This is a genomic window from Flavobacterium potami (genome assembly GCF_020026915.1).
Lineage (GTDB): Bacteria > Bacteroidota > Bacteroidia > Flavobacteriales > Flavobacteriaceae > Flavobacterium > Flavobacterium potami.
In genome coordinates, this window is the sequence record NZ_JAINUY010000002.1 from 713,747 (window position 1) to 740,024 (window position 26,278).

Annotated in this window: 23 protein-coding genes; 18 read left to right on the top strand and 5 right to left on the bottom strand. The window is 33.4% G+C overall.

Features of this window, described 5'->3' with window-relative positions:
• The first annotated feature begins 84 nt into the window (after positions 1 to 84).
• From K6T82_RS08975 to K6T82_RS09000, 6 genes are all read left to right on the top strand, one after another.
• Positions 85 to 576, top strand: a complete 492-nt coding sequence (locus tag K6T82_RS08975) for a T9SS type A sorting domain-containing protein (protein ID WP_223705590.1) — start codon at positions 85 to 87, stop codon at positions 574 to 576.
• Positions 577 to 599: 23 nt separating this feature from the next.
• The gene (locus K6T82_RS08980) at positions 600 to 1,655 is read left to right on the top strand and encodes a SadB/YajI family lipoprotein (protein ID WP_223705591.1); all 1,056 of its coding nucleotides are present in this window, start codon (positions 600 to 602) and stop codon (positions 1,653 to 1,655) included.
• Between the two features lie 392 nt (positions 1,656 to 2,047).
• Positions 2,048 to 2,932, top strand: a complete 885-nt coding sequence (locus K6T82_RS08985) for a DUF808 domain-containing protein (protein WP_223705592.1) — start codon at positions 2,048 to 2,050, stop codon at positions 2,930 to 2,932.
• A 356-nt stretch (positions 2,933 to 3,288) separates the two neighbouring features.
• On the top strand, positions 3,289 to 3,702 hold the full coding sequence (locus K6T82_RS08990) for a hypothetical protein (protein ID WP_223705593.1): 414 nt from the start codon (positions 3,289 to 3,291) through the stop codon (positions 3,700 to 3,702).
• Between the two features lie 410 nt (positions 3,703 to 4,112).
• Positions 4,113 to 4,496: a DUF6169 family protein gene (locus tag K6T82_RS08995; RefSeq protein WP_223705594.1), complete on the top strand. Its 384-nt coding sequence runs from the start codon at positions 4,113 to 4,115 to the stop codon at positions 4,494 to 4,496.
• A gap of 80 nt (positions 4,497 to 4,576) precedes the next feature.
• Positions 4,577 to 5,467 carry a carbon-nitrogen hydrolase gene (locus K6T82_RS09000; protein ID WP_223705595.1) on the top strand — a complete coding sequence of 297 codons (891 nt, stop codon included), beginning with the start codon at positions 4,577 to 4,579 and terminating at the stop codon, positions 5,465 to 5,467.
• A 338-nt stretch (positions 5,468 to 5,805) separates the two neighbouring features.
• Here K6T82_RS09000 and K6T82_RS09005 read toward each other — a convergent pair whose 3' ends face one another.
• Positions 5,806 to 7,065, bottom strand: a complete 1,260-nt coding sequence (locus K6T82_RS09005) for an OmpA family protein (RefSeq protein ID WP_223705596.1) — start codon at positions 7,063 to 7,065, stop codon at positions 5,806 to 5,808.
• A 200-nt stretch (positions 7,066 to 7,265) separates the two neighbouring features.
• Positions 7,266 to 8,780, bottom strand: a complete 1,515-nt coding sequence (locus tag K6T82_RS09010; protein WP_223705597.1) for a choice-of-anchor I family protein — start codon at positions 8,778 to 8,780, stop codon at positions 7,266 to 7,268.
• Positions 8,781 to 8,967: 187 nt separating this feature from the next.
• On the opposite strand from K6T82_RS09010, the gene K6T82_RS09015 reads away from it, so the two are divergent.
• Together K6T82_RS09015 and K6T82_RS09020 are read left to right on the top strand one after the other, a co-directional pair.
• The gene (locus K6T82_RS09015; RefSeq protein ID WP_223705598.1) at positions 8,968 to 10,008 is read left to right on the top strand and encodes an agmatine deiminase family protein; all 1,041 of its coding nucleotides are present in this window, start codon (positions 8,968 to 8,970) and stop codon (positions 10,006 to 10,008) included.
• Positions 10,009 to 10,222: 214 nt separating this feature from the next.
• The gene (locus K6T82_RS09020) at positions 10,223 to 11,407 is read left to right on the top strand and encodes an endonuclease/exonuclease/phosphatase family protein (protein ID WP_223705599.1); all 1,185 of its coding nucleotides are present in this window, start codon (positions 10,223 to 10,225) and stop codon (positions 11,405 to 11,407) included.
• An 82-nt stretch (positions 11,408 to 11,489) separates the two neighbouring features.
• Here K6T82_RS09020 and fahA read toward each other — a convergent pair whose 3' ends face one another.
• Entirely contained in the window at positions 11,490 to 12,773 is a 1,284-nt protein-coding gene (gene fahA / locus K6T82_RS09025) for a fumarylacetoacetase (RefSeq protein WP_223705600.1), read from the bottom strand.
• Positions 12,774 to 12,882: 109 nt separating this feature from the next.
• On the opposite strand from fahA, the gene glyA reads away from it, so the two are divergent.
• The 4 genes from glyA to K6T82_RS09045 all read left to right on the top strand — a co-directional run bounded on the left by glyA (position 12,883) and on the right by K6T82_RS09045 (position 16,694).
• Positions 12,883 to 14,157, top strand: coding sequence for a serine hydroxymethyltransferase (glyA, locus tag K6T82_RS09030; RefSeq protein WP_223705601.1), 1,275 nt, complete (start codon positions 12,883 to 12,885; stop codon positions 14,155 to 14,157).
• Positions 14,158 to 14,290: 133 nt separating this feature from the next.
• Positions 14,291 to 14,884 carry a MiaE family protein gene (locus K6T82_RS09035; RefSeq protein ID WP_057122755.1) on the top strand — a complete coding sequence of 198 codons (594 nt, stop codon included), beginning with the start codon at positions 14,291 to 14,293 and terminating at the stop codon, positions 14,882 to 14,884.
• Positions 14,885 to 15,148: 264 nt separating this feature from the next.
• Positions 15,149 to 16,189 (top strand): GMP reductase, encoded by a 1,041-nt coding sequence (locus K6T82_RS09040; protein WP_223705602.1) that lies wholly within the window; start codon positions 15,149 to 15,151, stop codon positions 16,187 to 16,189.
• 1 nt (position 16,190) lies between these two features.
• Positions 16,191 to 16,694 (top strand): GNAT family N-acetyltransferase, encoded by a 504-nt coding sequence (locus K6T82_RS09045; RefSeq protein ID WP_223705603.1) that lies wholly within the window; start codon positions 16,191 to 16,193, stop codon positions 16,692 to 16,694.
• Positions 16,695 to 16,818: 124 nt separating this feature from the next.
• Here the strand turns inward: K6T82_RS09045 and K6T82_RS09050 are convergent, their stop codons facing one another.
• Positions 16,819 to 17,406: a pentapeptide repeat-containing protein gene (locus K6T82_RS09050; RefSeq protein ID WP_223705604.1), complete on the bottom strand. Its 588-nt coding sequence runs from the start codon at positions 17,404 to 17,406 to the stop codon at positions 16,819 to 16,821.
• A gap of 157 nt (positions 17,407 to 17,563) precedes the next feature.
• Here K6T82_RS09050 and aspA point away from each other — a divergent pair, with 157 nt between their 5' ends.
• The 6 genes from aspA (at position 17,564) to K6T82_RS09080 (ending at position 24,612) form a co-directional block, all read left to right on the top strand.
• A complete protein-coding gene (gene aspA, locus K6T82_RS09055; protein ID WP_223705605.1) occupies positions 17,564 to 18,973 on the top strand; it encodes an aspartate ammonia-lyase in 1,410 nt (469 codons plus the stop codon).
• A 147-nt stretch (positions 18,974 to 19,120) separates the two neighbouring features.
• A complete protein-coding gene (locus K6T82_RS09060) occupies positions 19,121 to 20,392 on the top strand; it encodes a BamA/TamA family outer membrane protein (protein ID WP_223705606.1) in 1,272 nt (423 codons plus the stop codon).
• Positions 20,393 to 20,686: 294 nt separating this feature from the next.
• Complete coding sequence (locus tag K6T82_RS09065; RefSeq protein ID WP_223705607.1) at positions 20,687 to 21,361, top strand: response regulator transcription factor; 675 nt, start codon at positions 20,687 to 20,689, stop codon at positions 21,359 to 21,361.
• 1 nt (position 21,362) lies between these two features.
• The gene (locus tag K6T82_RS09070) at positions 21,363 to 22,745 is read left to right on the top strand and encodes a HAMP domain-containing sensor histidine kinase (protein ID WP_223705608.1); all 1,383 of its coding nucleotides are present in this window, start codon (positions 21,363 to 21,365) and stop codon (positions 22,743 to 22,745) included.
• An 82-nt stretch (positions 22,746 to 22,827) separates the two neighbouring features.
• A complete protein-coding gene (locus K6T82_RS09075; protein ID WP_223705609.1) occupies positions 22,828 to 23,550 on the top strand; it encodes a hypothetical protein in 723 nt (240 codons plus the stop codon).
• A gap of 114 nt (positions 23,551 to 23,664) precedes the next feature.
• Positions 23,665 to 24,612, top strand: a complete 948-nt coding sequence (locus tag K6T82_RS09080) for a bestrophin family protein (protein ID WP_338083347.1) — start codon at positions 23,665 to 23,667, stop codon at positions 24,610 to 24,612.
• 218 nt (positions 24,613 to 24,830) lie between these two features.
• Here K6T82_RS09080 and K6T82_RS09085 read toward each other — a convergent pair whose 3' ends face one another.
• Entirely contained in the window at positions 24,831 to 26,252 is a 1,422-nt protein-coding gene (locus K6T82_RS09085; protein WP_223705611.1) for an aminotransferase-like domain-containing protein, read from the bottom strand.
• Positions 26,253 to 26,278 lie beyond the last annotated feature (26 nt).

Here is a 26,278-nt window from a genome sequence, read left to right on the forward strand (position 1 = left end):
TATTAAGGTTTTTTTTACGGTTTTTTAATCTTTGTTTCCGTAAGAAATACTATATATTTGATTCGAAACTATTAAATCATTTATATGAAAAGAAACCAAAGAACATTTTTAATTTTATTAGTATCCGGTGTTTCCTTTATGACAAAAATATATTCGCAAGAAAGTATTGTTGTTACAGGTGGTAAGGGTACAGGAACTGGCGGTACATCAAGTTATTCGATTGGGCAAATTGCTGATTTACGATTGCAAGGAAGTGGAGGTTCTGGTCAAGAAGGAGTTCAGCAAGCTTACGAAATAGCGACTTTAGGCACAGATGAATTTAAAGAAATTAATCTTACCATGACGGCGTATCCAAATCCTACAATTGATTTATTAAATCTAGTTGTTGCCAATGATAAATTAGAAAATTTATCGTGTGATTTGTTTGATATCAATGGAAAAATGGTGTCTAAAACTGCAAGGTTAACGTCTTCAGAAACGGTAATTAATATGCAGGGATTAACACAGGGAGTTTATTTTCTGAGTGTAAACAGCAATTCGAAAACCATAAAAACTTTTAAAATCATTAAAAAATAATATTCTAAACCGCAGACAGATATATGAAAAAAATTACTCTCGCATTACTATTATTAAGTTCTTTTACTGCTTTATTTGCACAAGCTCCACAAAAAATGAATTACCAATCTGTGATTCGTAAAACAGATGGTACTTTACTTGTAAATACTTCGATCGGTATAAAAACAAGTATCTTATTGGGTTCTCCTATAGGAACAGCTTCTTATGTCGAAACTCAAACTATAACAACAAATGTCAACGGATTAGCAACATTAGAAATAGGAGGAGGGATACCAGTAACCGGTACTTTTGCAGCAATAAATTGGGGTGCAGGATCTCATTTTATTAAAACAGAAATTGATCCCGCAGGAGGGACAAATTATACCATTAGTGGTACAAGTCAGCTTTTAAGTGTGCCTTACGCTTTATATGCTGGAAGCAGCGTAAGTAAAGGAAAAACAAGTATTATATTAACCGGTGATATTACTGATGCAGATGCTGTAGCACAAATACAGGCAGAATTGGGGCCTTACACAGAAAATGTTTATGTCACTAATACTACCAACCTTACAACATTAGATTTAAGCACTGCAAAGAGTTTTATAAATTTAACCATAATGGATAATACAAAATTATCTTCAATCAAATTAGATAATCTGATTGAAATTTATGGTGATTTAGAAATCGAAAACAATGAAAAATTAAGTTCGTTAGTATTTCCTGTTTTTACTGTAATGCACGGATATGAGATCAGTATCGGTAGCAATCCAACTTTAACATCTATTTCTTTTCCGGTGTTAAGTAAAACTAAAGGGATTTATTTTACTTATAATGCATCTCTAACTTCTATTAGTTTTCCAATGCTTTCTAAAGTTTATACCTCTCAGACAAGTCTTAATTTCAATAATAATGCGCTTCCGAGTTCGCAGGTCAATGCCATTTTAAATAAGTTATTAGATATTTCACCTGCAAATACTTCACCTACTTCAGGAAATTTTATTCAATTGCAAGGTCAAAATCCGGCAGCACCACCAACAGGACAAGGTCTTACTGATAAAGCAACTTTAATAAGTAGAGGTAATAGTGTTTCTACCGATTAATTTAAAGTTTTCACTTAGAAAAAAGCATCAGTTTTTAACTGGTGCTTTTTTTATCCCAGAATTCTGAAACTTTTTTCTAGATTCATATAACGATTCATTTTTAAAAAATAATCAATTTTAAATAAATAAAAATCAGCAAATTATTAATTAAAAAATCAAAAATCATGAACAATTTATTTAGAGGATTATTAGCAGGTTACGGAGCAAAAAAGTTAGGTGGAGGATGTTTTGGAACGGTCTTGGTTTTTATTATTCTATGGGTAATTTTAGGACAATGCAGTTAAAAAAGCATTACAGAAAAGTAGGAATAAAAAACATAAATTTAATCTGATATTATTGGGCAGATTACGACAAAATGTCTAGATTCGCATCACTAAAAATAAATTTAAAAAATGGCTTCAGGTTTTTTTGTTCTATTAGATGATATCGCAGCAATTATGGATGATGTTGCAGTAATGAGTAAAGTTGCTGCAAAAAAAACAGCAGGAATTCTCGGTGACGATTTGGCTGTAAATGCTGAAAAAGCTTCAGGATTTGCATCATCAAGAGAGCTTCCGGTTTTGTGGGCAATTAGTAAAGGTTCGTTGCTTAACAAAATCATAATTTTACCAATTGCATTTTTGCTAAGCGCATTCCTGCCAGTTGCAATTATCGTTATCCTTATTCTAGGCGGACTTTTTCTTGCTTATGAAGGAGCCGAGAAAATTTACGAATTTATTTTCCCTCACAAGCACGAAGAATCAGAAGGAATTACTAATGTTGAGCTTACCGAAGAACAAATTCTAGAAATAGAAAAAGGAAAGATAAAATCTGCAATTATTACCGATTTCATATTATCTGTAGAAATTGTTATTATAGCATTAGGAACAGTTATAGATGAACCGTTAACACAACGTATTATAGTAACTTCGATAATTGCATTAGTTGCGACAATAGGTGTATACGGAATTGTTGCGCTTATTGTGAGAATGGATGAAGCAGGATATAAACTTATTAAATCTAGTAAAAGCGAAAAAAGTATTTCGAGAATTATCGGGAATTTACTAGTTAAAGCACTTCCTTTAGTAATTAAAGGTTTAACTGTAATTGGAACAATAGCTTTGCTTTTAGTAGCTGGAGGTATTTTTGTACATTACATTCCATTTTTTCACCATTACGTTCCTGAAATTAAACTCCCTTCCATTGTAAAAGAGTTTGTTATTGGTCTTGTTTTAGGATTTATCGTTGTATTATTTGTAAATCTTTTCAAAAAGATCTTTAAAAAGAAAACAGCTTAATTTCAAAGAAAAATATAATTTTAATAAAAACATCAGTTTACAGCTGATGTTTTTTTGTTTTAGGAGCAGAACGATAATTTTTCATAAGAACGTACAGTCCCGCTATCCGCTATATCTTTTTTGGGTACTCTCGATTGCTCGAGAACCCAAAAAAGGATACCTCTTCTATCGGGGCTAGGCTAGAAATTTTTAGTTTTCATAAGAAATAACGGTATTTTCCTTAAAAAAAAATAAAGAAATAAGTTTTTGATTTTCAAATGTTTAATTGTTTTGTAAAAATTTTTAACATAATCTCAAAGCAACCATTGCAACCAAGTGCCGTCTTCATAGTAATTAACAATTAATTATTATTTTATATGAAAAGTTTTAGATTAAAATCAGTTTTAGTAGTATTATTTTTATCAATTGGCTTGGTTTCATGCAGTAACGATGATGATGAAAAAGTACCAGCGACTACTTCAAAAGCAGCTTTAGCAACAGAAATTAAAGGACCTGCAACAGGAAAAGTAAATGATGAATTAAGCTATGATGTGACTTATGTTGTTGATAATGCATGCGGAGAATTTGATAAAATTGCGGAAGTAACAATTGGAGACGTAAAAGGTTTACAAGTAGTAGCAAAATACCCAACACAAGGAGTTTGTACACAACAAGTACCAGAGCCAAAAAAGACTGTGTACAAATTTAAAGCAACAACAAAAGGAACTTTCGAAATTAAATTCAAAAAATCAGAAACTGAATTCCTGACTCAAAAAGTTGTAATCGAATAACAGCTAATTTTAGTTGATATTTTTTTAGGTTGAAAACCATTTTGCAGAAGTTTAGTTTTAAGCTTATGTGAAATGGTTTTTTTTGACTATTTAATTGTAAGAATTTTTTTTATTTTTTACTCTATATTTACTTGGTTATAAATGTTTGTGAATAAAATTTTCTTACATTTGCCTATAATTCAAAAGCAATCATGGAAAAGACAATAATCATAAAACCAAACTCTAAGACAATTTCTGTTTTAAAGAAGATGGTAGATTTAAAAGAAGAACATCGCAAAGAAGTTTTGGAAAGATTAAAGAAAAAATAGATTTTATTCTTTATGTATCAATATATTTTTGAAGAGGGCTCGAGCCCTCTTTTTTATTTTACTACAAAATATGGTTTGGAATATTTTGTGAGTTTTCGAAGGATGGATTTAGAAAATGATTTCTTTAAAAATTTATTTGTTGTGGATTTTGGAGAAAGTAATAATCAAAAGTTTTTAAGTGATTCAAGAATAGAACGAACAATAGTGGGAATTATAAATAATTATTTTGATTCCAATCCAGTTGTTCTGTTAAATTATGTTTGTGATATTATTGATTCAAAACAGGATTTTAGAAAAAGATTATTTGATAAATGGTATAGGAATTTTAATAACGATGATTTTTCAAAAATTAATTTTCAGTATGAAATTCCAGAAGAAGATATTAAATATCACTTAGGATTTATTTTTAAAGGAAACATATATAGAGAAGAAGAATTAATTGAAAATGTTAATTTACTGTTGGAAGAATTTACAAATTTAAAATGACCTTAATTTAATATTGTATATAATTACTCACTTTGCCATTCCTCTAAAATTTACTATTTTTGCACTCTAAATTTTATGTCATGTCGAAAAGAAAGTATAAAATATCGGTTATTCAGTTAAATCTGAATGACAACGCCGAAAACAATCTTAAAAAATGTATCAGCTGGGTAAGAGATGCTGCAAGTCAAGGTGCAGAGGTTATCTTACTTCCTGAATTATATAGCAGTCATTATTTCTGCCAAAGTGAAGATGTAGATAATTTTGCGTTAGCAGAACCTCTTTACAGTACTTCATTTATTGCATTCAGCGAATTGGCAAAAGAATTAGGAGTAGTTATTATTGTTCCTTTCTTCGAAAAAAGAATGGCTGGAATCTATCACAATAGTGCTTATATTATTGATACTGATGGAACAGAAGCTGGTTTATACCGTAAAATGCATATTCCAGATGATCCACATTTCTATGAAAAATTCTATTTCACTCCAGGTGATTTAGGTTTCCAAGCAATTGAAACTAAAAAAGGAACTGTTGGAACATTAATATGCTGGGATCAATGGTATCCAGAAGCGGCTCGTATTACAGCGCTAAAAGGAGCAGAAGTTTTATTCTATCCAACAGCAATCGGATGGCATCCTAAAGAAAAAGAGCAATACGGAGAAAATCAATATGGTGCTTGGATGAACGTAATGAAAGGACATGCGGTTGCAAATGGAGTTTTCGTTGCAGCAGCAAATCGAATTGGTCTTGAAAAATATTTAGAAGGAACAGAGGGAATTCAATTCTGGGGTGCTTCTTTCATAGCTGGACCACAAGGAGAGATTTTAGCTCAGGCTTCTCACGATAAAGAAGAAATTTTAATCGCAGAAGTTGATTTAGATTTACAAGAAAATGTTCGTCAAAACTGGCCATTTTTCAGAGATAGAAGAATTGATGCTTTTGGTGACATTACAAAAAGAGCAATCGATAAATAATTCAATTTATCAATAAATTTTAAAGAGCTGTCTTAAAAAAGACAGCTCTTTTTTTTGCGCTTCAGAGGAGCAAAATATTTATAGGAAATAAACCGTATATAATAAAAAGCTCTAGCGGAGCGACATATTCACAATTTTTATGTCGCTCCGCTGGAGCTCTTTTCATTTGTATTATTGAAATTCTATAAATATTTCGCTCCTCCGGAGCCCTTTACACTTGTGTTTTCTTTTCTATAAATATTTCGCTTCTCTGAACTCTTTTGCATTTTCTTAAAACAAAAAAGAACTGCTTCATTACTGAAACAGTTCCTTTTCTTGTTTTTAGCTTTATATTTAGATTACTTCACTTGGAAAGTAACTCTTCTCACGATTTGACGTGCTTCTTTAGAATTTTTGTTCACAGAAGTATCTTCTCCATTAGCAATTACATTCAATCTTGAAGCATCAATTCCTGCGTTTACTGCTACTTTTTTCACAGCTTCAGCTCTTTTTCTTGATAACTCTGTGTTGTAGTTTGTGTTACCAATTTCGTCAGCATAACCAATAATATCTGCAGATTTTCCTGGGTTGTTTTTCAAATATTTCACTAAGAAATCAACACCAGATAAAGAAGCATTTGTTGGTTTAGACGAGTTGAAATCGAAATAAACATTTACATAACCTCCGTTGATTAATTCTTCAACAGTATTGTTTGTAGCAGAACCAGCTCCTTTTTTCTCGTAAGTTTTGTCTAAGTAGCTTTCTAACTCATCTGGAACACCATTTTGATTCGTGTCAATAGATTGTCCTTTTGTGTTAACAGCAACACCTGCAATTGAGTTTGGTTCTAAATCGTATAAATCAGCAACTCCATCTTTGTCTGAATCGATAAGACCAGTTTCGATTAAGTCCACTCTTTTTTCCAATTCACCAATTCTATCTTCTTCACCAACCCAGTCAGCATGTTTTGCTTGTTTTCCTAGGTAGAAAGTCAAACCTACAGAAGCATTTAATAAAACTCCGTCGAAAGATCCAGTAGTTGTGTTGCCCATTCCGTCAAAGTTCCAGTTTTGTCTTCCGTTAACAATTCCAGTTAAGTCTCCAGTCAAAGCGACTCTGTTACTTAATCTAATTTGTCCAGTCAAACCAGCGATTCCGTGAGCCATATAATCTTGACCTCCAAAACCTGTTTCAGTACTAATTTGCGAAACTCCAAAACCACCATGTGCCAAAAGACCAATTGTGTTTGTCCATGTTTCGAAGTTTAAAGCACGTCCAACGTTTACAACTCCTTGTAAACTTGCTCTTACGTAACGGCTTTCAAAATCTGGAGTATTTTTTTTCTCTTTGAATTGGTCGTATCCAACATCTAATTTCAAACCAAATTTTGGATTAAACATGTATCTCACACCTAAATCTCCGTGAAAGAAGTTCGCTGTTTCAGTTGTGTAACCTGGTGTCATTGTTCTTGTTGGTTTGTTAACCCCACCGTTAAGTTCAATAGACCATTTATTGTATTCTTGTTCTACACGTGGTGTTGTAGAAGTAGTAGCCATATTTTGTGCGCCTGCGGCAAACGATAATAATAATAAAGAGGCTGATACTAATTTCTTTTTCATGATATCAAAAATTAAATTGTTTTTATTTTAAACTCATGAACAAAATTAGGGCGTGTATCTTTAGAATGTGTTGTATAGTTACTTACATAATTCCCATCTTTTGGCTTTTAATTATGTAAATACGTTAAAATTAGCCTAATACAAGTCAAAAAAAAAGAGCAAAATTCACATTTTGCTCTTTTTGATATACTGAAAATATATTATTTCATATCTGGTTGGTAGATTTTTACCGTTCCATCACCTTCACTGCTTACTACTAACAAACTTCTTTTAGTTGGACTTTTAGAAGCTGGAATAAAAAGTAATCCTTCTGGTGCATCACCTGTTTTTACTGTTTGTAAATATTGTGGTGAAGTTGGATTTGTAGCATCATAAACCATAAATGCATCAGATCTTTCTAAACCAACAAAAATAATGTTTTGATTTCCCATTTTTGCAGTAACAACAGCTTCTGGCTCAGAACCTTTGTCATCACTTCTTTTATCGTCGTAAGTTCCTAATTCGTAAGTTTTTTTGTCAACATCATTTTTACTATCATAAACGATTTTTCCTGTGTTTCCGTTCCAGATAGAGAATGATCTTCCTCCAAAACTTACCATTTCGTCTAAATCTCCGTCACCGTCAGTATCTCCCATATCAGTTACAAGATTTAATCTTCCCATGCTAGGATCTAGTTTTAAAGCAGCAGCATCTGGAAAAACTGTTGGATCCAATTTCATGCTTTTCATACGCTTAACATCAGAATAAGCGTTGTATTCTCTTGCATCACCTTCGTTAGCAGTCACAAAATAAGGAACGTTATTTACTGTGTAATGAGCAATAGCATCTGGCATATAAAGACCTTTTACTTTCCAAGGATTAAAAGCAACTTTATCATCACTGTCGCTAACGTCGATTGCGTTTTCAGCAGTATTGTAATCTTTTAAACCTAAAGGATAAATAGCAGTAATAGTTTTAGAAGTCAAATCAACTTTTGCAACTCCATTGTTTTCTTGTAAAGTTACCCAAGCCGTTTTAGAGTCGTCAGAAATTGTAATGTATTCTGGTTCGATATCTTGAGCAAAACTAGTTTTAGCAAATTTAGAAATTCTAAATCCATCTTTTGCTAAAGCAGCAGCTTGTCCAGCAAATGAAGCGAAATCTAAAGTTGTAACTGTATAAGTGCTAGTTTCAATGATAGAAATAGTTCCGTTAGGATCTTGTGTATAATCTGTATTTGGTTCACCTTCATTAGCAGTCATGATAAATTTTCCATCAGGAGAAAAAGTGACCATATCAGGTAAAGCGCCAACTGTAACTTGTTTGATTAAACTATAATCTGAAGTGTTGAAAATAACAACTTTTCCATTTCCTTGTTTGTTTGCAGTCGATTCTAAAGCTACAGCCAATTTACCGTCAAAAACAGAAACACTGTTTGCAGCACCTTCATATGAAGCTAAATCAATTTTTCCAATTTTAATTGGTTTTGTAGGGTCTGTAATGTCAATAACATCAATTTGGTTAACACCACTGTTGTTTACTGTGAAAAGTCTTTTTGTTTTTTCGCAATATGCAGAGATTTCAGCAGCAGCTTCTCCACCAATTGTAATAGAACCAATTTCTTTAAAAGTTCCTGGGTTTTCGTTTGCTAGAACTTCTCCGCCGTTGTTGTCTTCGTTATTACAGCTCGCTAGAATCAATAATGCAGCAAATAATGAGATAGATAATTTTTTCATGTGTTAGTTTTTAGTTTCGGGTGCAAAAGTAATTCTGTGCTTTCTGTTAAATATTAAGAATGTATTATATAATCTTTAACTTAAATTTTGCAGGATATTTTTTGTGAAATTATTGAGGAATTTTACTCAAATGTTTTATAATCCTAACGAATGCTTATCTTTGCACTTTCTAAATTAGAACGTATTTATGTCAACAAATAATAGAAGATTTCCAGCAGAATGGGAAAAACAACAAGGAATTGTATTGTGTTTTCCGCATAATGGCAATGATTGGCCAGGAAAATATGAAGCTGTTCAATGGGCTTTTGTAGAGTTTATTAAAAAAGTAGCCACTTTTGAAACTGTTTTTTTGGTCGTAGCCGATGAAAAGCTAAAAGAAAAAGTTACTGATATGCTTGAGAGAGCTCGTGTAAAAATTGAAAATGTTTCTTTTATTATTCATAAAACCAACAGAAGCTGGATGCGCGACTCTGGACCAATTATTGTAAAAAACGGTTCAAAAAGAGAAGCTTTGAATTTCAATTTCAACGGTTGGGCAAAATATAAAAACTATCAATTAGACAAATTTGTTCCAGGTAAAATTGCAGATTTTATTGACGTGCCACTAACGCAGGTAATGTACAAAGGAAAACCTGTAATTGTTGAAGGTGGTGCAATAGATGTAAACGGAAAAGGAACTTTATTGACTTCTGAGGAATGTTTAATGCATCCAACAATTCAAGTAAGAAATGCTGGTTTTACCAAAGAAGATTACGAAGCAGTTTTTAAAGAATATCTTGGCGTTACCAATGTAATTTGGTTAGGAGACGGAATTGAAGGTGACGATACACACGGTCATATCGACGATTTATGCCGATTTGTAAATGAAGATACCATTGTAACAATTGTAGAAACAGATAAAAACGATTCAAATTACAAACCTTTGCAAGATAATTTGAAACGTCTTCAAAATGCAAAATTAGAAAACGGAAAATCTCCAGTAATTGTAGCATTGCCAATGCCAAAACGTGTTGATTTTGAAGATTTACGTTTGCCGGCGAGTTATGCAAACTTCTTGATCTTGAATAATTGTGTTTTAGTGCCAACATTCAACGATAGTAACGATCGTGTTGCTTTAAATATCTTGGCAGAATGTTTCCCAGATCGTGAAGTAATCGGAATAAGTTGTATCGATTTTATTTGGGGATTCGGAACTTTACATTGTTTAAGTCAGCAGATTCCTGCATAAAAATAGTAGCCAAAGACAAGAAATAAATTATTTTGATTTTTAAATCTGTGATGAAATTATCACATTTACAGAGGCTTTAAAATATTATTCTAAGCTGTCATTACAAGTGGCAGCTTTTTTTTGTTTTATATTTAACAGACAGATTTGTGGTGTGTCTTGGTAACCTTCTTATATTCGTATAGTCAACAATGCAGAAATGCAGATTTAATTTTATATGAAGAAGATACTTTTTATCCTTTCCGTGCTTTCTTCCGGAGTTCTTTTTTCACAGTCTGATTCACAAGAAAAAATAGAGCTTACATTTGCAACCTACAATGTAAGTATGGAATCTGATAATTATTCTCCAAAAGGCGCAATGGGAAAATCAGAGCAATTATTGATTCAGCAGCTTAATTCAGGCAATAATACTCAAATCAAAAATATAGCACAGATTATTCAAACCGTTAGGCCAGACGTAATCTTGCTAAACGAATTTGATTACATTAAAGATCCTGAACTTGGTGTTAAGGCGTTTATTAAAAATTATTTGAATATAAGCCAAGGTGGAGCAGCAGCAATCGATTATCCTTATTATTACTATTCAACAGTGAATACAGGCCAGCCAAGTCCTTACGATTTGAACAATGATGGAAAGTTCAATAATTTTGGGAATGATGCTTGGGGATTTGGTAATTATCCTGGTCAATACGGAATGATGCTTTTATCTAAATATCCTATCGATGTTAATGCAGTTCGTACTTTTCAACATTTTAAATGGAAAGATATGCCTGGAGCATTGCTTACCAAAAAAGCTGATGGATCAGATTGGTATAACAAAAAAGCATGGAAGGAATTTCCATTATCTTCAAAATCGCATTGGGATGTTCCTGTGCAGATTGGTAATAAAACGATTCATATTTTAGCCAGTCATCCAACTCCTCCAACTTTTGATGGTGCCGAAGATCGCAATGGGAAAAGAAATCACGATGAAATCCGATTCTGGAAAGATTATATTTCAGACAATTTGGCTTCGTATATTTACGATGATAAAGGCATAAAAGGTGGTTTGCCTTCGAATTTTCAGTTTGTAATTTTGGGTGATCAAAATGCTTCAGCAGTTGAAGGAGATGCCATTAGAGAAGGCATAAAGTCTTTAATAGAAAGTCCGAAAGTTAATAGCGATTTTATACCCGCTAGTAAAGGCGGTGCTGAACATAGTCCTGAAAATCCTTTAGCAATCAATCATACTGCCTTTTGGAGAATGCGAGCTGATTATGTGTTGCCATCCAAACTTGGTTTTAAGTATATAAACAGTGGTGTTTTCTGGCCGGCAAAAGGCGAGCCAATGGCGGAATTGGTTGAAAAACGTGAATCAAGTTCAGATCATCGTTTGGTTTGGGTAAAGGTAGTTTTTGAATAAAAGTTTTAAATAAAAGCATAAAAAAACCATGGCGATGACCAAGGTTTTTTATTTTCTATATCTCTTCAGACTTATCTGCTCTTCATTGTTTAATGAAGGGAGGTAATAATTGGCTAGAAACTTCTCCAAAACCAATTCTTACTTCAGTATTTTCACAGAAACCACGAATAATAACAGTATCGTTGTCTTCAATAAATTTACGATCAGTTCCATCTTTCATTTTTAATGGATTTTTACCACCCCAAGTCAATTCCAACATCGAACCAAAACTATCTGGAGTTGGACCAGAAATGGTTCCAGAACCCATCATGTCACCAGAATTTACGCGACATCCGTTTGAAGTATGATGCGCTAATTGCTGACTCATTGACCAGTATAAATATTTGAAGTTCGATTTCGAAACGATAGTTTCTTCCTGATCTTCAGGTTTTATAGAAACTTCTAAATGAATATCAAAAGCTTTTTTTCCTTTTGTCTGTAAATAAGGAAGCGGTGACGGATCTTGTTTTGGTCCTTTCGTTCTAAAAGGCTCTAAAGCATCCATAGTCACAATCCAAGGTGAAATTGAAGTGGCAAAGTTTTTTGCTAAGAATGGCCCAAGAGGCACATATTCCCATTTCTGAATGTCACGAGCGCTCCAATCATTCAATAAAACCATTCCAAAAATATAGTCTTCAGCTTCATAAGTTGGAATGTTTTCTCCCATTACATTAACATCTGTCGTAATAAAGGCAGTTTCCAATTCAAAATCTACTAAACGCGAAGCACCAAAAACAGGTGTCTCATGTCCAGCAGGAAGGGTTTGTCCCATTGGTCTGTGAACCGGAATTCCAGAAGGCACAATTGTAGAGCTTCTTCCATGGTATCCAACCGGGATGTGAAGCCAGTTTGGCAATAAAGCATTTTCTGGGTCACGGAACATTTTACCTACGTTTGTAGCATGCTCTTTACTAGAATAAAAGTCGGTGTAATCACCAATTAAAACTGGAAGTTGCATCTCTACATCTTCAATTTTAAATATAACAATATCTCTGTGTTTTGTTGAATCTCTTAATTGCGGATTAGTTGCATCGAATATCTCAGCGATACGATTTCGAACCAGACGCCATGTTTTTTTTCCATCAGAAATAAAATCATTCAGCGTATCCTGCATAAACATATCATCGGTTAATTCTATTCCTTCAAAATAGTTTAATTGCTGTAAAGCCCCTAAATCTATAGCATAATCGCCAATTCTTGTTCCTACTGTAACGACATTTTCTTTGGTAAGAAACACGCCGAAAGGAATATTCTGAATAGGGAAGTCGCTATTTTCTGGCACTTCTAACCATGATTTTCTACTGGTATCGTTGGCGGTTATAGGCATGTTTAATGTTAATTATTTGTTGAAAAATTGTATGTCAAATATATCATAATCTAGCAGTTTGACAAACGTTTTTTTGTATTTTTGCGTGAAATTAACGAAAAACATAGAAATGCAACGCGACGAACAAATTTTTGATCTTATCCAAGAGGAAAAAGAAAGACAAATTCACGGACTAGAGCTTATCGCTTCAGAGAATTTTGTAAGTGATGAAGTAATGGAAGCAGCTGGTTCTGTTTTAACTAACAAATATGCTGAGGGATATCCAGGCAAAAGATACTACGGCGGTTGCGAAGTAGTTGACGTTATTGAGCAAATTGCTATTGACAGAGCTAAAGAATTATTTGGTGCTGAATATGCAAACGTACAGCCTCACTCAGGTTCTCAGGCAAATACAGCTGTTTATCATGCATGTTTAAATCCTGGTGATACTATTTTAGGTTTCGATTTATCTCATGGAGGTCACTTAACTCACGGTTCTCCTGTAAACTTCTCAGGACGTTTATACCGTCCAGTTTTCTACGGTGTAGATGCTGAAACTGGTCGTTTAGATTATGATAAAATTCAAGAAATTGCAACTAAAGAACAACCAAAATTAATTATCGCTGGAGCTTCTGCTTATTCTCGTGATATGGATTTTGCTCGTTTCAGACAAATTGCTGACAGCGTAGGAGCAATCTTATTTGCTGATATTTCTCACCCAGCAGGTCTAATCGCAAAAGGATTATTAAGCGATCCAATTCCACATTGTCATATTGTTTCTACAACAACTCACAAAACATTAAGAGGACCACGTGGTGGACTTATTTTAATGGGGAAAGATTTCCCAAATCCACAAGGATTAACAACTCCAAAAGGAGAAATCAGAATGATGTCTTCATTATTAGATTTAGCTGTTTTCCCAGGAAATCAAGGTGGACCTTTAATGCACATTATTGCTGCTAAAGCGGTTGCTTTTGGTGAAGCGCTTAAAGATGAGTTCTTTACTTACGCAATGCAATTACAAAAAAATGCAAATGCAATGGCTGATGCTTTCGTAAAAAGAGGTTACAACATTATCTCTGGAGGAACTGATAACCACATGATGCTTATTGACTTAAGAAATAAAAATATTTCTGGTAAAGAAGCTGAAAATGCATTAGTAAAAGCTGAAATCACAGTAAACAAAAACATGGTTCCATTTGACGATAAATCTCCATTTATCACGTCTGGAATTCGTGTTGGAACAGCTGCAATCACAACTCGTGGTTTAGTTGAAAAAGATATGGAAACTATCGTAGCTTTAATCGATAAAGTTTTATCTAATCATACAGATGAAGATGTAATCGAAGAAGTTGCTGAAGAAGTAAACGGATTAATGAGCGAAAGACCAATCTTCGCATATTAAAAACTAGTTTCAAGTTTAAAGTTTCAAGTTTAAAGTTTTACGCTGTTCATAAAACAGTTTAAAACTTTAAACTTTTTTCGTTCCTAAGAGTACCTGAAACTTGAAACCTGAAACAAAACAAACAAAAAAGACTATGGGCGTATTAAGACTACAATTGCCAACCGACCCAAGATGGGTAAATATTGTTGAGAAAAACATCGAAGAAATCTTAACAGATCACGCTTGGTGCGAGCAAAAAGCCGCAACAAATGCGATTACAATTATTACGAATAACTCTGAACACCAAGATTTAGTAAAAGATTTATTGGCTTTAGCCAAAGAAGAAATCGATCATTTTGAGCAAGTTCACAACATTATCATCAAAAGAGGACTAAAACTAGGACGCGAGCGTAAAGACGACTACGTAAACGAACTATACCAATATATGAAGAGAAGCGGAGACGGAAGCCGTGTTTCTGGACTTGTTGAAAGATTATTATTCTCAGCAATGATCGAAGCAAGAAGTTGCGAACGTTTTAAAGTACTTTCAGAAAACATTAAAGACGAAGAATTAGCGCTGTTTTACAGAGAATTAATGGAAAGTGAAGCTGGACATTATACCACTTTCATCACTTATGCTCGTAAATACGGAACAGGAATCGACGTAGAAAAACGCTGGAGAGAATGGTTAGCTTTTGAAGAATCAATCATTACGAACTACGGAAAAGGAGAGACGATTCACGGGTAAGTTTTAGTTTCAGTCGCAGTTTTCAGTTTTTTGATTGTTTTGTTTCATGTTTTAAGTTTCAAGTTTGTCAGGCTGAGCGAAGTCGAAGCCCACGCAAAGTATATCAATTTTTGAAATAAAAATCCGTCTCAATCTTCGTTTTCGCGAAAGCGAATCCGTATCATTAGTGTTCAAATTGTTCACAAGTTCAGCTTTTTGTTAATCTAATATCTGAAATCCAAAATCAGAAATTCTTAAATTTGAGAGTAACCAAAATCTCGAACTATGAGAATAGAAATGGACCTGAAATTAGGGTTTAAAGACGTAATGTTTAGACCTAAAAGATCAACTCTTAAAAGCAGATCTGAAGTTTCCTTAGAACAAAATTTCAAATTTTTGCACAGTACTGCAAGTTGGACAGGAATTCCAATTATGGCGGCCAACATGGATACTGTTGGAACTTTTGAAATGGCAAAGGTTTTGGCAAAAGAAAAGCTCTTCACGGCGATTCATAAACATTACACTTTAGAAGAATGGAATAATTTCTTGAAAAATGTAAGTCCAGATTTCTACGATTATATAGCAGTCAGCACGGGAACTGGAAAGGAAGATTTTGAGAAAATTGAAAAGATAATTACTGCAAATCCGTTACTGAAATTTATTTGTATTGATGTCGCAAACGGTTATTCCGAACATTTTGTTCAGTTTTTAAAGAAAACCCGTAAACAATATCCTGACAAAATTATCATTGCAGGAAACGTGGTTACAGGCGAAATGACCGAAGAACTTCTTTTGGCTGGCGCTGATATTGTAAAAGTCGGAATTGGTCCAGGTTCAGTTTGTACAACACGAGTAAAAACTGGTGTTGGTTATCCGCAACTTTCAGCTATTATTGAATGTGCTGATGCTGCACACGGATTAGGCGGACACATTATAAGTGACGGCGGTTGCACAACTCCTGGTGATGTTGCCAAAGCTTTTGGCGCTGCAGCCGATTTTGTAATGCTTGGCGGAATGCTAGCAGGACATACAGAAAGCGGAGGAGAACTTATAGAAGTAAAAGGAGAAAAATTCAAACAATTTTACGGAATGAGTTCGAAAACAGCAATGGATAAACATTCTGGCGGTGTGGCAGAATACAGAGCAAGCGAAGGAAAAACGGTTCAAGTTCCGTTTAAAGGAGATGTTATTGATACCGTTTTAGACATTTTAGGCGGAATAAGAAGCACTTGTACTTATGTTGGAGCTTCAAGATTAAAAGAACTCACAAAACGAACAACTTTCATCCGCGTAAGCGAACAAGAAAATCAAGTTTTTAAAAAATAATATGATTCAAATTACCGAAGCATCGATTGGAGACATAGCTAAAATTCAAGAGATTGCACACATAACATGGCCAATTACTTATGGCGAAATCCTAACAAAAGAACAATTAGATTATATGTTAAATCTAATTTATTCTGACGAAGCGCTTTTAAAACAAATTCAGAATAAGGAGCAATTGTTTTATATGATTTCAGATTCGGAATCAATCATTGGATTTATTGGAATTGAACATAACTATAAGAAGGAAGCAATAACAAAAATCCATAAAATCTATCTTTTACCAGAAACGCAAGGAAAAGGTTTTGGTAAAATTGTTTTTGATGAAATTGGAAAAATGGCTTTAGAAAATAACTCAAAAAATCTTTTATTAAATGTAAACCGTTTCAATACCGCTTTAAATTTCTATAAAAAACTAGGTTTCGAAATTAAGGAAACGATTGATATCGAAATTGGAAATGGTTATTTAATGGAAGATTATGTGATGGGGAAACAGATTTTGCAATAATTTTTCAGCATTTTTGCCATTCCGAGGAACGAGGAATCACACTCGTAACTCGGCAAAGATTGACGATTTTCTTTACGGAAATTCTAGTGTGATTCCTCGTTCCTCGGAATGACAAACTTTGCGTTTATTTCTTGTCACTCACAATCACATCATGGGTAAACAATAATCCTTTTACTTCTTTCAAAGAAAAAATAGCTTTCTTCAATTTTGTTTTTGATGGATCGATCGTGTAATTATAACTCGTTTTAAAATCGGCTTTATTGGCGATGGCTTTATTAAATTCTGAACGATATAAATCGCAATTGTAGAAAACAACACTCGTAAGATCTGCAGCCATAAAATCGACAGCGATTAAACTGCAGTTGGTAAAAAATGTTCCTTTTAATTTTAGCGTATAAAACTTCGAAAAGTCTAAAATACAGTCGTTAAATTCGATTTCAAATATCAGTTTATCGCACATCGCGAAGTTGACGTCTTTAATTTCGCAACGGTTAAATCTTGCAGTTCTAAAAGCGACATAATTAATTTTAGCTTCAGTAAAAATACAGTCATTAAAAACGCAGTCGATAAAAGTAACGGCGAGAAAAGTGCAGGCAGAAAAATTACAATTATTAAAAACGCAGCATTCGAAGTCTTTAAAATTAAGATCATCTTTGGCGTAAACAATCGTATTGTATTCTTTGTCAAGAAAATATTCGCTTTCTTTTTTCAACTCTTTTTTGGTAATTATTTGAGGCTGAAAAGGTAATAATTTGCTTTAGAATTTTCGCCGAAAATCGTAAATCATTTTTAGTTTATTGTATACTTTAGATTAAAATTAATGTAGCTTTACACTTATTTTTTAGTCCAAATTTTATCAATTTCAAGATATGGAATCAACAAGAAAAGAACATGATTTTCTGGGAGAATTAGAAATTCCAAACCATTTGTATTACGGGATCCAGACTTTTAGAGCAGTAGAAAATTTTAATATTACTGGAATTCCAATTTCAAAAGAACCTTTGTTTATTAAAGCGTTAGGATATGTAAAAAAAGCTGCAGCTTTGGCAAATAAAGATTGTAATGCAATCGATCCTAAATTGGCAGAAGCAATTTGTTATGGAAGCGATCAGGTCATTGCCGGAAAATTTGATCAGGAATTTGTAAGTGACTTAATTCAGGGCGGCGCAGGAACTTCTGTAAATATGAATGCGAACGAAGTTATTGCTAATATCGGACTGGAATATTTAGGTCATAAAAAAGGAGAATACCAGTTTCTTCATCCAAATAATCACGTAAACTGTTCGCAGTCTACAAACGACGCCTATCCGTCAGCTTTTAGAATCGCTTTATATTTAAAAATGGAAAGTTTTATTAAAACTTTTGCAGGTCTTGAAGTGGCTTTTGCTAAAAAAGGCGAAGAATTCAAAGAAGTTCTAAAAATGGGAAGAACGCAATTGCAAGATGCCGTTCCGATGACTTTAGGACAAGAATTTAAAGCTTATGCAACGACAATTGGCGAAGATATTCAGCGTTTAAAAAATGCTCAAGAATTACTTTTGGAAATCAATATGGGCGCAACAGCGATTGGAACAAAAGTAAATGCACCAGAAGGATATCCGGAAATCTGCGTAAAATATTTGGCAGATGAGGTTGGTATTCCGTTGACACTTTCGCCAGATTTAATTGAGGCTACAGTAGACACAGGCGCTTACGTTCAGATTATGGGAACTTTAAAGCGTTCTGCGGTGAAAATTTCTAAAATTTGTAATGATTTAAGATTATTGAGTTCAGGACCAAGAACAGGTTTGAATGAAATTAACCTTCCAGCGCGTCAGCCAGGATCTTCAATTATGCCAGGAAAAGTAAATCCGGTGATTCCAGAAGTGGTAAACCAAACTTGTTTTTATGTAATCGGGCAAGACTTGACAGTTACAATGGCGGCAGAAGCAGGTCAGTTGCAATTGAATGTAATGGAACCTGTAATTGCTTTTGCAATGTTTACTTCGTTAGATTATCTTTCAAATGCGATTCAGACTTTAATAGATAAATGTATCAACGGAATCACAGCAAACGTCGATCATTGTTATAATATGGTCATGAATAGTATTGGCATTGTAACGCAATTGAACCCAATTATTGGTTACGAAGAAAGTGCCAGTATTGCCGGTGAAGCTTTAAAAACAAACAAAAGTGTGCATCAAATTGCTGTTGTAGAAAGAAAACTTATTACGCAGGAAAAATGGGATGAAATTTATTCTTTAGATAATTTGATCCATCCAAAATTTATTACAAAATAGATTTAGCTATAAAAAAATAATACAACAAGCCGTCATTTAATCGACGGCTTTTTTATTTTGTTTCTTGATGTAAAAGTATAATATGTTGAAAATTAGCTATATATTTACTTGTGAATTGATTATTGCTTCAAAAAAATAAGACTTTAAATGGTAAAATTTTTAAAAAATAATTATTTTCAGAAAAGCTATAACATCTTAGGATTGTTGTTTTTTATTCATTTGAATATGAATGCGCAAACCGATATTGATACAACTAGAATTTGCCCTCCTAAAACCATTATGGAAATCTTCAAAAAAAAAGACTCCATTTATGTTGTAAAACCTGTAAAAAACAGTTTTTTTCTAATAATTCCCGCAATTGGCTCTCAGCCCGCAACAGGTTTCTTTTATGGCGCAGTTGCACAATATACTTTTAAAGGGAAAGAAAAAGCAGATAAATATTCGATCGCCAATGTTGGAATCACATATACGACTAAAAAACAATGGCTTGTAAATGTAAAAAACAATATTTTACTCAAAAATAACAGGATATTTTTAAGCGGAGATTACCGTTTGTATATTTTTTCGCAGCCTAATTATGGATTAGGAACCAATATTATTCCGCCTCGACGACATCAGGTTCCCGGTTTCAGTATAGATTCTATTGCTGAGCCTATGGATTATAATTACTTAAAATTTCATCAGTCCGTTTCTTTTGAGGTTAGGAAAAACTTTTATGTAGGCGGCGGAATTAATATCGATTGGTATTCGTCAATTATGGATAAAGATTTAGATGTTGCCAACAATAAATTTACCTATCATTATAATTACAGTCAGAAATACGGATTTGATGATAAAGAATATTTTTTGAACGGAATGAGCCTCAATTTGGTTTATGATTCTAGAGACAATCAAGTGAATGCCTCGCACGGATGGTTTGCAAATGTAAATTATCGATTCAATCCCGTGCTGTTTGATAATCAGGAAGTAAGTAATGTTTTGTATGCAGAGTATCGAAATTTTATTCCAGTCTCCCAAAAAGATAAAAGATATATTTTGGCACTTTGGACATATGGTCAGTTTGTAACAAAAGGAAAAGTTCCATATTTAAATTTACCTGCAATTGGCTGGGATCAACGAAGCAGGAGTGGAGAAGGGTATACGCAAGGTTTGTTTAGAGGGACTAATTTAATTTATATAGCGTCAGAATTTCGATTTCCAATTACTTGTAATCAGATGTTTAGCGGTACCGTTTTTACCAATTTTGTAACAGCGAGCAATCCTGATACCGATACAAAACTTTTTCATTCTGTGCAGCCAGCTTTTGGCCTTGGTCTTCGTATTTTAATTGATAAAGCAACCAGAACAAACCTAATCGTGGATTATGCGTGGGGAAATAATTCTAAAGGATTTTACTTAAATGCTGGTGAAACTTTTTGATTTTTTAAGTTAATCGTTTGATATTTTTGTTTTTATGTTTGATGAAGTGTAATATCTTGAAAAAAAATCACGTAAATTACCAAGACGGTTTTCATATTTGTACTTTTCAATTTAGACTTGTTGCTGTTGTGAGTTTTAATTCTAAAAATTGACTTTTAAAGCATAAATCAATAAAAAAGACGAACTATTGTGTTTGCTTTTTTTATTGTTCACAATAAATTCATAATTTGTAGAAATGTTCGAAATTATGTAAAATTCAATTCCTATTTTTGTTGTATATACAAACTTCTTAAGATGAAATTACTGATAGTTGAAGACGAACCAAATCTATTGTCAATTCTTAGAAAAGGATTTGCAGAAAATAATAATGAAGTAAGTGTCGCTATGGATGGTAAAACCGCTATAGAGATGATTCATAATTATACATTTGATGTTGTGATCTTAGATGTTATGTTACCAGATATTAACGGAATTGAAATCTGCAGGAGACTTCGTGCCAGCAAGAATTTTGTACCAATTTTGCTTTTAACAGCTTTAGGGACTTCAGAAAATATTGTGACAGGACTTAACGCTGGAGCAGATGATTATTTGGTTAAACCATTTAAATTTGGAGAATTAGACGCCAGAGTAAACGCTTTATACAGAAGATCGCATCAGGAAACTGAAAAAATTGACACTATTACGATTGCCGATTTAGAAATAAACGGACGAGCAAAATCGGTACAAAGAAATGGTGAAAACATTATTTTGACTGCTAAAGAATTTAAACTTTTGTACTATTTAGCAAAAAACACTGGAAGAATTGTTTCAAGAGATCAGATTTTGGATAACGTTTGGGATATTAATTTTGATATGAATACCAACGTTGTCGATGTATATATTACGTATTTAAGAAGAAAGATAGATAAGCCGTACTCAACCAAATTGATTCATACTATGAAAGGTTTGGGATATGTTATAAAGCCATAAAATGGATATTAGAAAAAAAATTACTTTTAATTATGTTGCCCTTTCTACCTTTAGTACGTCGCTATTGTGCATCATTGTGTTCTTTTTATTTAGAGAAAACAATCGTTACCATTTTCTAAAACGTCTAGATGACAGATCAAAGATTGTAGCTTCTATTCATTTTCAAAAAGATCCAGAGAAGATTAGGTATTATAAAAATCTGAAGAAAAACGGCCTTGAAGAATTAATTGAAGAAGAAGAATATGTACTAAAAATACACAGTCACAACACTTTTGACTACAATACCAATTTAAATCTTCCGAATACTTTTTATACCAATATTCTAAAAACAGGAAGAGATTCTTTTGAAAGGGATAATAAATATTATTTAGGGCAAATTTTTCAGGAAGCCAATCAAAGATATATTGTAATTGTTGGCGCTAGAGATCGTAAAGGAAAAGATACGACCGTATATATTGTCAAAATTATGCTTTTCGGCGGAATCGGTTTTGTGATTCTGGCTTTTCTTTTAGGGCGTTTCTTGGCAAAACGTGTTATTAATCCAGTTGCGAGAATTACCAAAGAGGTAAAAAGAATCAGTGCTTCTAATCTTCATAATCGATTACCGGAAGTTAAAAACTCAGACGAAATATCAGATTTGACGAATACTTTTAATAATATGCTGGATCGTTTGGAAACCTCTTTTGAAATTCAGGCCAATTTTATTAATAATGCTTCTCACGAATTAAAAACACCTATTACAACTATTATCGCCGAAGCAGAGATTATGCTTTTAAAAGAACGCGAAAAGGCAGAATATGTTGAATCATTGCAAAATATTTACAGTCAGGCTTCGAAATTAGGAAATCTTACAGAAAGTCTATTGAAATTGACCCAAACAGGTTACGACGGACAAAAACAGGTTTCTGATATTGCCCGAATCGATGAGCTTTTATTGGATGTAAAATCGGATCTCGATAAAATTTATCCAGATAATCGTGTAACCATAAAACTGAATTTTGCTCCCGAAGATTCGAATTTGCTTTTATTGCCTTGTAATAGACCTCTATTAGAATTGGCAATCAATAATATCATTACTAATGGTGTAAAATATTCGGATAATAATGAAGTATTTGTAAACCTTTCGGCAAATGACGAAATGATTAAAATTGCAATCAATGATATTGGAATCGGAATTCCACCAGAAGATATTCCGCATCTATATGAACCTTTTTTTAGAGGGAAAATTGCAACGAAATATATAGGTTACGGCTTAGGACTTCCCTTGGCGTCTAAAATTATTAGAATGCATCAGGGAGAATTGCAAGTGCAGTCGGAACAGAATAAAGGTACAATCGTAACCATCATCTTTAAAAAAGTAAACATTAAAAAATCTAATGTTTAATTTTAGAAAATTCTAATTTTAGATTAATTAACGTCTAATTTCCTGAGAGTTACTTTGTAGGTATAACTAAAAGATTATACTTATGAAAAATTTTCTAATACCTACAACTTTACAAGATGATACGATCTCGGCTGTGAAATCTGCGGTGCATCAATCTAAAAATGCGAAATCAGAAATTATTTTAGTATTAGTTTCAGAAGCACCAGACACGTTTTCATCTTCTAGTTTCTTGAGAGAAATGAAATCCGGACTAACTAAAAGTCAGGAAGAAGTTCTGGAGACTTGCCGTTATATTATAGATCATACTCCTAATACCAAGTTAAAAGTCCATAATCAATACGGACTTTCAGCGCCAATTTTCAAACGTCTTATAGAAGTCTTTGCAGTAAAGCTGGTTATTCTGACACATTCTTATAAACAGGAAACTAAAAAAATACACCAATATCTGGTGCAATTGGCAGGAAATCAAAAATGTCCGATTCTTCATTTAAGTACAGAAATCAATAAAGAAGTTTTTCATAAAGCGCTTTATGTCGAAAATTCAAGTAGAAATATTCATGTAAAAGATGTACAAGAATTTTTGAGCGCTAATTTCTCTTTTGAAATTGTCAGTCAGACTGCAAGCTTTGAAGATGATTACGAAAGTGTAGCTCCATTTTTATCAGAAGCTATTTCAAAACATAATATTGATATGTTGGTTGAAACCCGAAAAGGCGAAAAAATCAAATTCAAAAAAGCCAAAAAAGAAAACGTCAATGAAAAACTCGGACTTCCTGTTCTTTCATTGTACGAAGAGATGGTCTGAGAGTCTGAGATTCTAAGTTTCTAAGACACTAAGTCTCTAAGCTTTTTTAATTCTTAGCGTCTTAGAAACTTAGCATCTTAGTCTCTTAAAAATATTAATTTAAATACCGAAAATATGTTGTTAAAGAAAAGAATACCAATGAAGTACGTTCTCGGGAAAATTAAAGTAGAAATTGCATTAGTGCTGGCTTATACCATACTATTCGAAATATTCCATCATTATTTTATCAATCTTCCGGTAGATATCCCGATTGCCATTCCAACCATGATTGGAACCATTATTTCCTTATTATTAGCTTTCAAATCGAATCAGGCTTATGACAGGTGGTGGGAAGCAAGAATTGTCTGGGGAGCTGTTGTAAATGACTCCAGAACCCTAATCCGTCAGGTATTGACATTTTATGAAGACCCTGATTTTTCTGTTGAGGCAAGCGAATTCAAAGAGAATTTTGCCAAAAGACAAATTGCATGGTGTTACAGTCTAGGTCAGTCCCTTAGAAATAGAGATGCAATTGAGCCTATTGAAGGTTTGATGAATGAAGAAGAAATTAAATACATTAAAAATCATCAAAACGTTCCCAATGCCATTTTAATGCTGCATGCCAGAGATTTAAAAAATGCAAAAAACGAAAAGAGACTTAATGTATATCAACAGGTAGAAATTGATAATACTTTGTCCAGATTGTGTGATGAAATGGGAAAATGTGAAAGAATTAAGAACACGATTTTTCCAACAACATACAGCATGTACATTCGATTGACATTGTGTTTGTTCATATTGTTGTTGCCTTTTGGGCTAACAAGTGTTTTAAGTTGGTTTGCAATTCCGTTGATTACTGCAATCGGAGCGGCTTTCTTTTTAATCGAAAGAATGGCAATTCATTTACAGGATCCGTTTGAAAATAGACCAACCGACACGCCAGTTACAACAATTGCCAATACTATCGAAAGAAATATCAAGCAGATGTTAAATGAATATCAGAGTGAATTCGATATTCTAAAAGAATTTGATTTAAAAGACGAACCTAAAAAAGTCGAAAAAGACGCTTATTTCGTTTTATAAACTAGGTTTTGGTTACTAGGTTGTTAGTTAATTAGGCGGTGCTTTAAACGGCGCTGCCCTAATTATAAAATGTATTTTGAATATAAAAATATACCTGCCATTACAGATTAAAAACTGTAGGGTAAAGAGAAGCGTTCCGCATTCGCTTACTTTGTTTATTATTAAATGTTGGAATTAGACGGAAAAAACCAGACAGTCAGAGTCTGGTTTTTCTGTTTTTATAAAGCAGCAGCCAGTTTTCCTAAAGTTTGAATGGCAATCCTTAATTCATTAGACCAAGGAAGACCGAAACTCAAACGCATGCAATTGGAGAATTGATTTTGAAAGGAAAAAATCCTGCCCGGTGCAATACTAATATTATGCTTCAATGCTAAATGATAAAAAGCCGCTGTATCGATTTTTTTGTCCAATTCGACCCAAAGAAAAAAACCTCCTTGTGGCTGACTTACTTTTGTTCCCGGTGGAAAAGATTCTAAAACGGTATTGATATAATTGGTGCAATTGCGATTTAAGATCTGACGAATTTTTCGAAGATGATTTTCATAACGTCCATTTTTTAGAAAATCCCCAACAACTTCATGTGTTATGGTTGTATTGGAAATCGTGTGATACAACTTAGTTCTCAAAATTTCTTTTTTGAATTTCCCGGGAGAAACCCAACCTACGCGGTAACCAGGCGCCAAGGTTTTAGAAACAGAACTGCAACATAAAACAATACCGCTTTCATCATACGTTTTGCAATTAGTTGGACGACTTGTGCCGAAGTATAAATCGCCATGAATATCGTCTTCAATTAGCGGAACATTGTAGAAATCCATTAAACGAACAATTTCTTTTTTATGTTCATTGGGCAGCATACTCCCCGAAGGATTACTGAAATTAGACATCAAAACACAAGCTTTTACTTTATTGCTAGCAAGTGTTTTTTTAACGGCTTCTAGTTCAATTCCTGTAGTCATATTGGTCGGCAACTCCATAACATATAAGCCTAATGATCTGGCCAATTGTAAAATACCAAAGTAAACAGGGCTTTCTGTAATAATGGTATCTCCTGGTTTTGTAAGCGTTAGCAAACAATCTGAAATTGCCGAAATACAGCCTGGAGTTGTTATAATATCATCTTCAGTTAGAGAACCTCCCCAAGTAAACGACCAACGGGCAATTTCTTTTCTTAGATTGCTATTTCCTTGAATTTCCTCATAACTAGTACCGCTGTTTGGTAATTGACGCATTGCCTGAACCATTCCTTTATTTAATTTGGCAATTGGAAGTAATTCATTCGACGGAAAACCAAGTGATAGCATTGTCACATTTTTGGTACGCATATCACCATAAACCAAGTCAATTAAATCTTCACGTTCAATGTTTTCAAGACTTAATCGGGGTTTGCTTGCAGAAGGTTCTGCAATTACTCTTGCAGAAATATTACTCACATAATAGCCAGATTGTGGTCTCGATTCAATTAGCGAACGGCTTTCAACTTCATAATAGGCTTTGCTTACCGTACTCATGCTGTAGCCCGTTTCGGCGCAGACTTCGCGTATAGAAGGTAGTTTGTCGCCCACATTTAAAACGCCCGATTTAATCTGTTTCTCGATTCTATCAGCAAATTGAAGATAAAGGTAATTCGAATTTTTCATGAGAAAACAAAAACTGTTATGGTGCA

Bases quoted from the DNA above. Each gene is read 5' to 3' on its own strand.
- K6T82_RS09080 (WP_338083347.1), top strand. From the start codon at position 23,665: ATGTTGTTAAAGAAAAGAATACCAATGAAGTACGTTCTCGGGAAAATT.
- K6T82_RS09035 (WP_057122755.1), top strand. From the start codon at position 14,291: ATGGGCGTATTAAGACTACAATTGCCAACCGACCCAAGATGGGTAAAT.
- K6T82_RS09005 (WP_223705596.1), bottom strand. From the start codon at position 7,065: ATGAAAAAGAAATTAGTATCAGCCTCTTTATTATTATTATCGTTTGCC.
- K6T82_RS09020 (WP_223705599.1), top strand. From the start codon at position 10,223: ATGAAGAAGATACTTTTTATCCTTTCCGTGCTTTCTTCCGGAGTTCTT.
- aspA (WP_223705605.1), top strand. From the start codon at position 17,564: ATGGAATCAACAAGAAAAGAACATGATTTTCTGGGAGAATTAGAAATT.
- fahA (WP_223705600.1), bottom strand. From the start codon at position 12,773: ATGCCTATAACCGCCAACGATACCAGTAGAAAATCATGGTTAGAAGTG.
- K6T82_RS09085 (WP_223705611.1), bottom strand. From the start codon at position 26,252: ATGAAAAATTCGAATTACCTTTATCTTCAATTTGCTGATAGAATCGAG.
- K6T82_RS09010 (WP_223705597.1), bottom strand. From the start codon at position 8,780: ATGAAAAAATTATCTATCTCATTATTTGCTGCATTATTGATTCTAGCG.
- K6T82_RS08985 (WP_223705592.1), top strand. From the start codon at position 2,048: ATGGCTTCAGGTTTTTTTGTTCTATTAGATGATATCGCAGCAATTATG.
- K6T82_RS08995 (WP_223705594.1), top strand. From the start codon at position 4,113: ATGGATTTAGAAAATGATTTCTTTAAAAATTTATTTGTTGTGGATTTT.
- K6T82_RS09070 (WP_223705608.1), top strand. From the start codon at position 21,363: ATGGATATTAGAAAAAAAATTACTTTTAATTATGTTGCCCTTTCTACC.
- K6T82_RS09045 (WP_223705603.1), top strand. From the start codon at position 16,191: ATGATTCAAATTACCGAAGCATCGATTGGAGACATAGCTAAAATTCAA.
- K6T82_RS09060 (WP_223705606.1), top strand. From the start codon at position 19,121: ATGGTAAAATTTTTAAAAAATAATTATTTTCAGAAAAGCTATAACATC.
- K6T82_RS09075 (WP_223705609.1), top strand. From the start codon at position 22,828: ATGAAAAATTTTCTAATACCTACAACTTTACAAGATGATACGATCTCG.
- K6T82_RS08975 (WP_223705590.1), top strand. From the start codon at position 85: ATGAAAAGAAACCAAAGAACATTTTTAATTTTATTAGTATCCGGTGTT.
- K6T82_RS09065 (WP_223705607.1), top strand. From the start codon at position 20,687: ATGAAATTACTGATAGTTGAAGACGAACCAAATCTATTGTCAATTCTT.
- K6T82_RS09040 (WP_223705602.1), top strand. From the start codon at position 15,149: ATGAGAATAGAAATGGACCTGAAATTAGGGTTTAAAGACGTAATGTTT.
- K6T82_RS08980 (WP_223705591.1), top strand. From the start codon at position 600: ATGAAAAAAATTACTCTCGCATTACTATTATTAAGTTCTTTTACTGCT.
- K6T82_RS08990 (WP_223705593.1), top strand. From the start codon at position 3,289: ATGAAAAGTTTTAGATTAAAATCAGTTTTAGTAGTATTATTTTTATCA.
- K6T82_RS09015 (WP_223705598.1), top strand. From the start codon at position 8,968: ATGTCAACAAATAATAGAAGATTTCCAGCAGAATGGGAAAAACAACAA.
- glyA (WP_223705601.1), top strand. From the start codon at position 12,883: ATGCAACGCGACGAACAAATTTTTGATCTTATCCAAGAGGAAAAAGAA.
- K6T82_RS09000 (WP_223705595.1), top strand. From the start codon at position 4,577: ATGTCGAAAAGAAAGTATAAAATATCGGTTATTCAGTTAAATCTGAAT.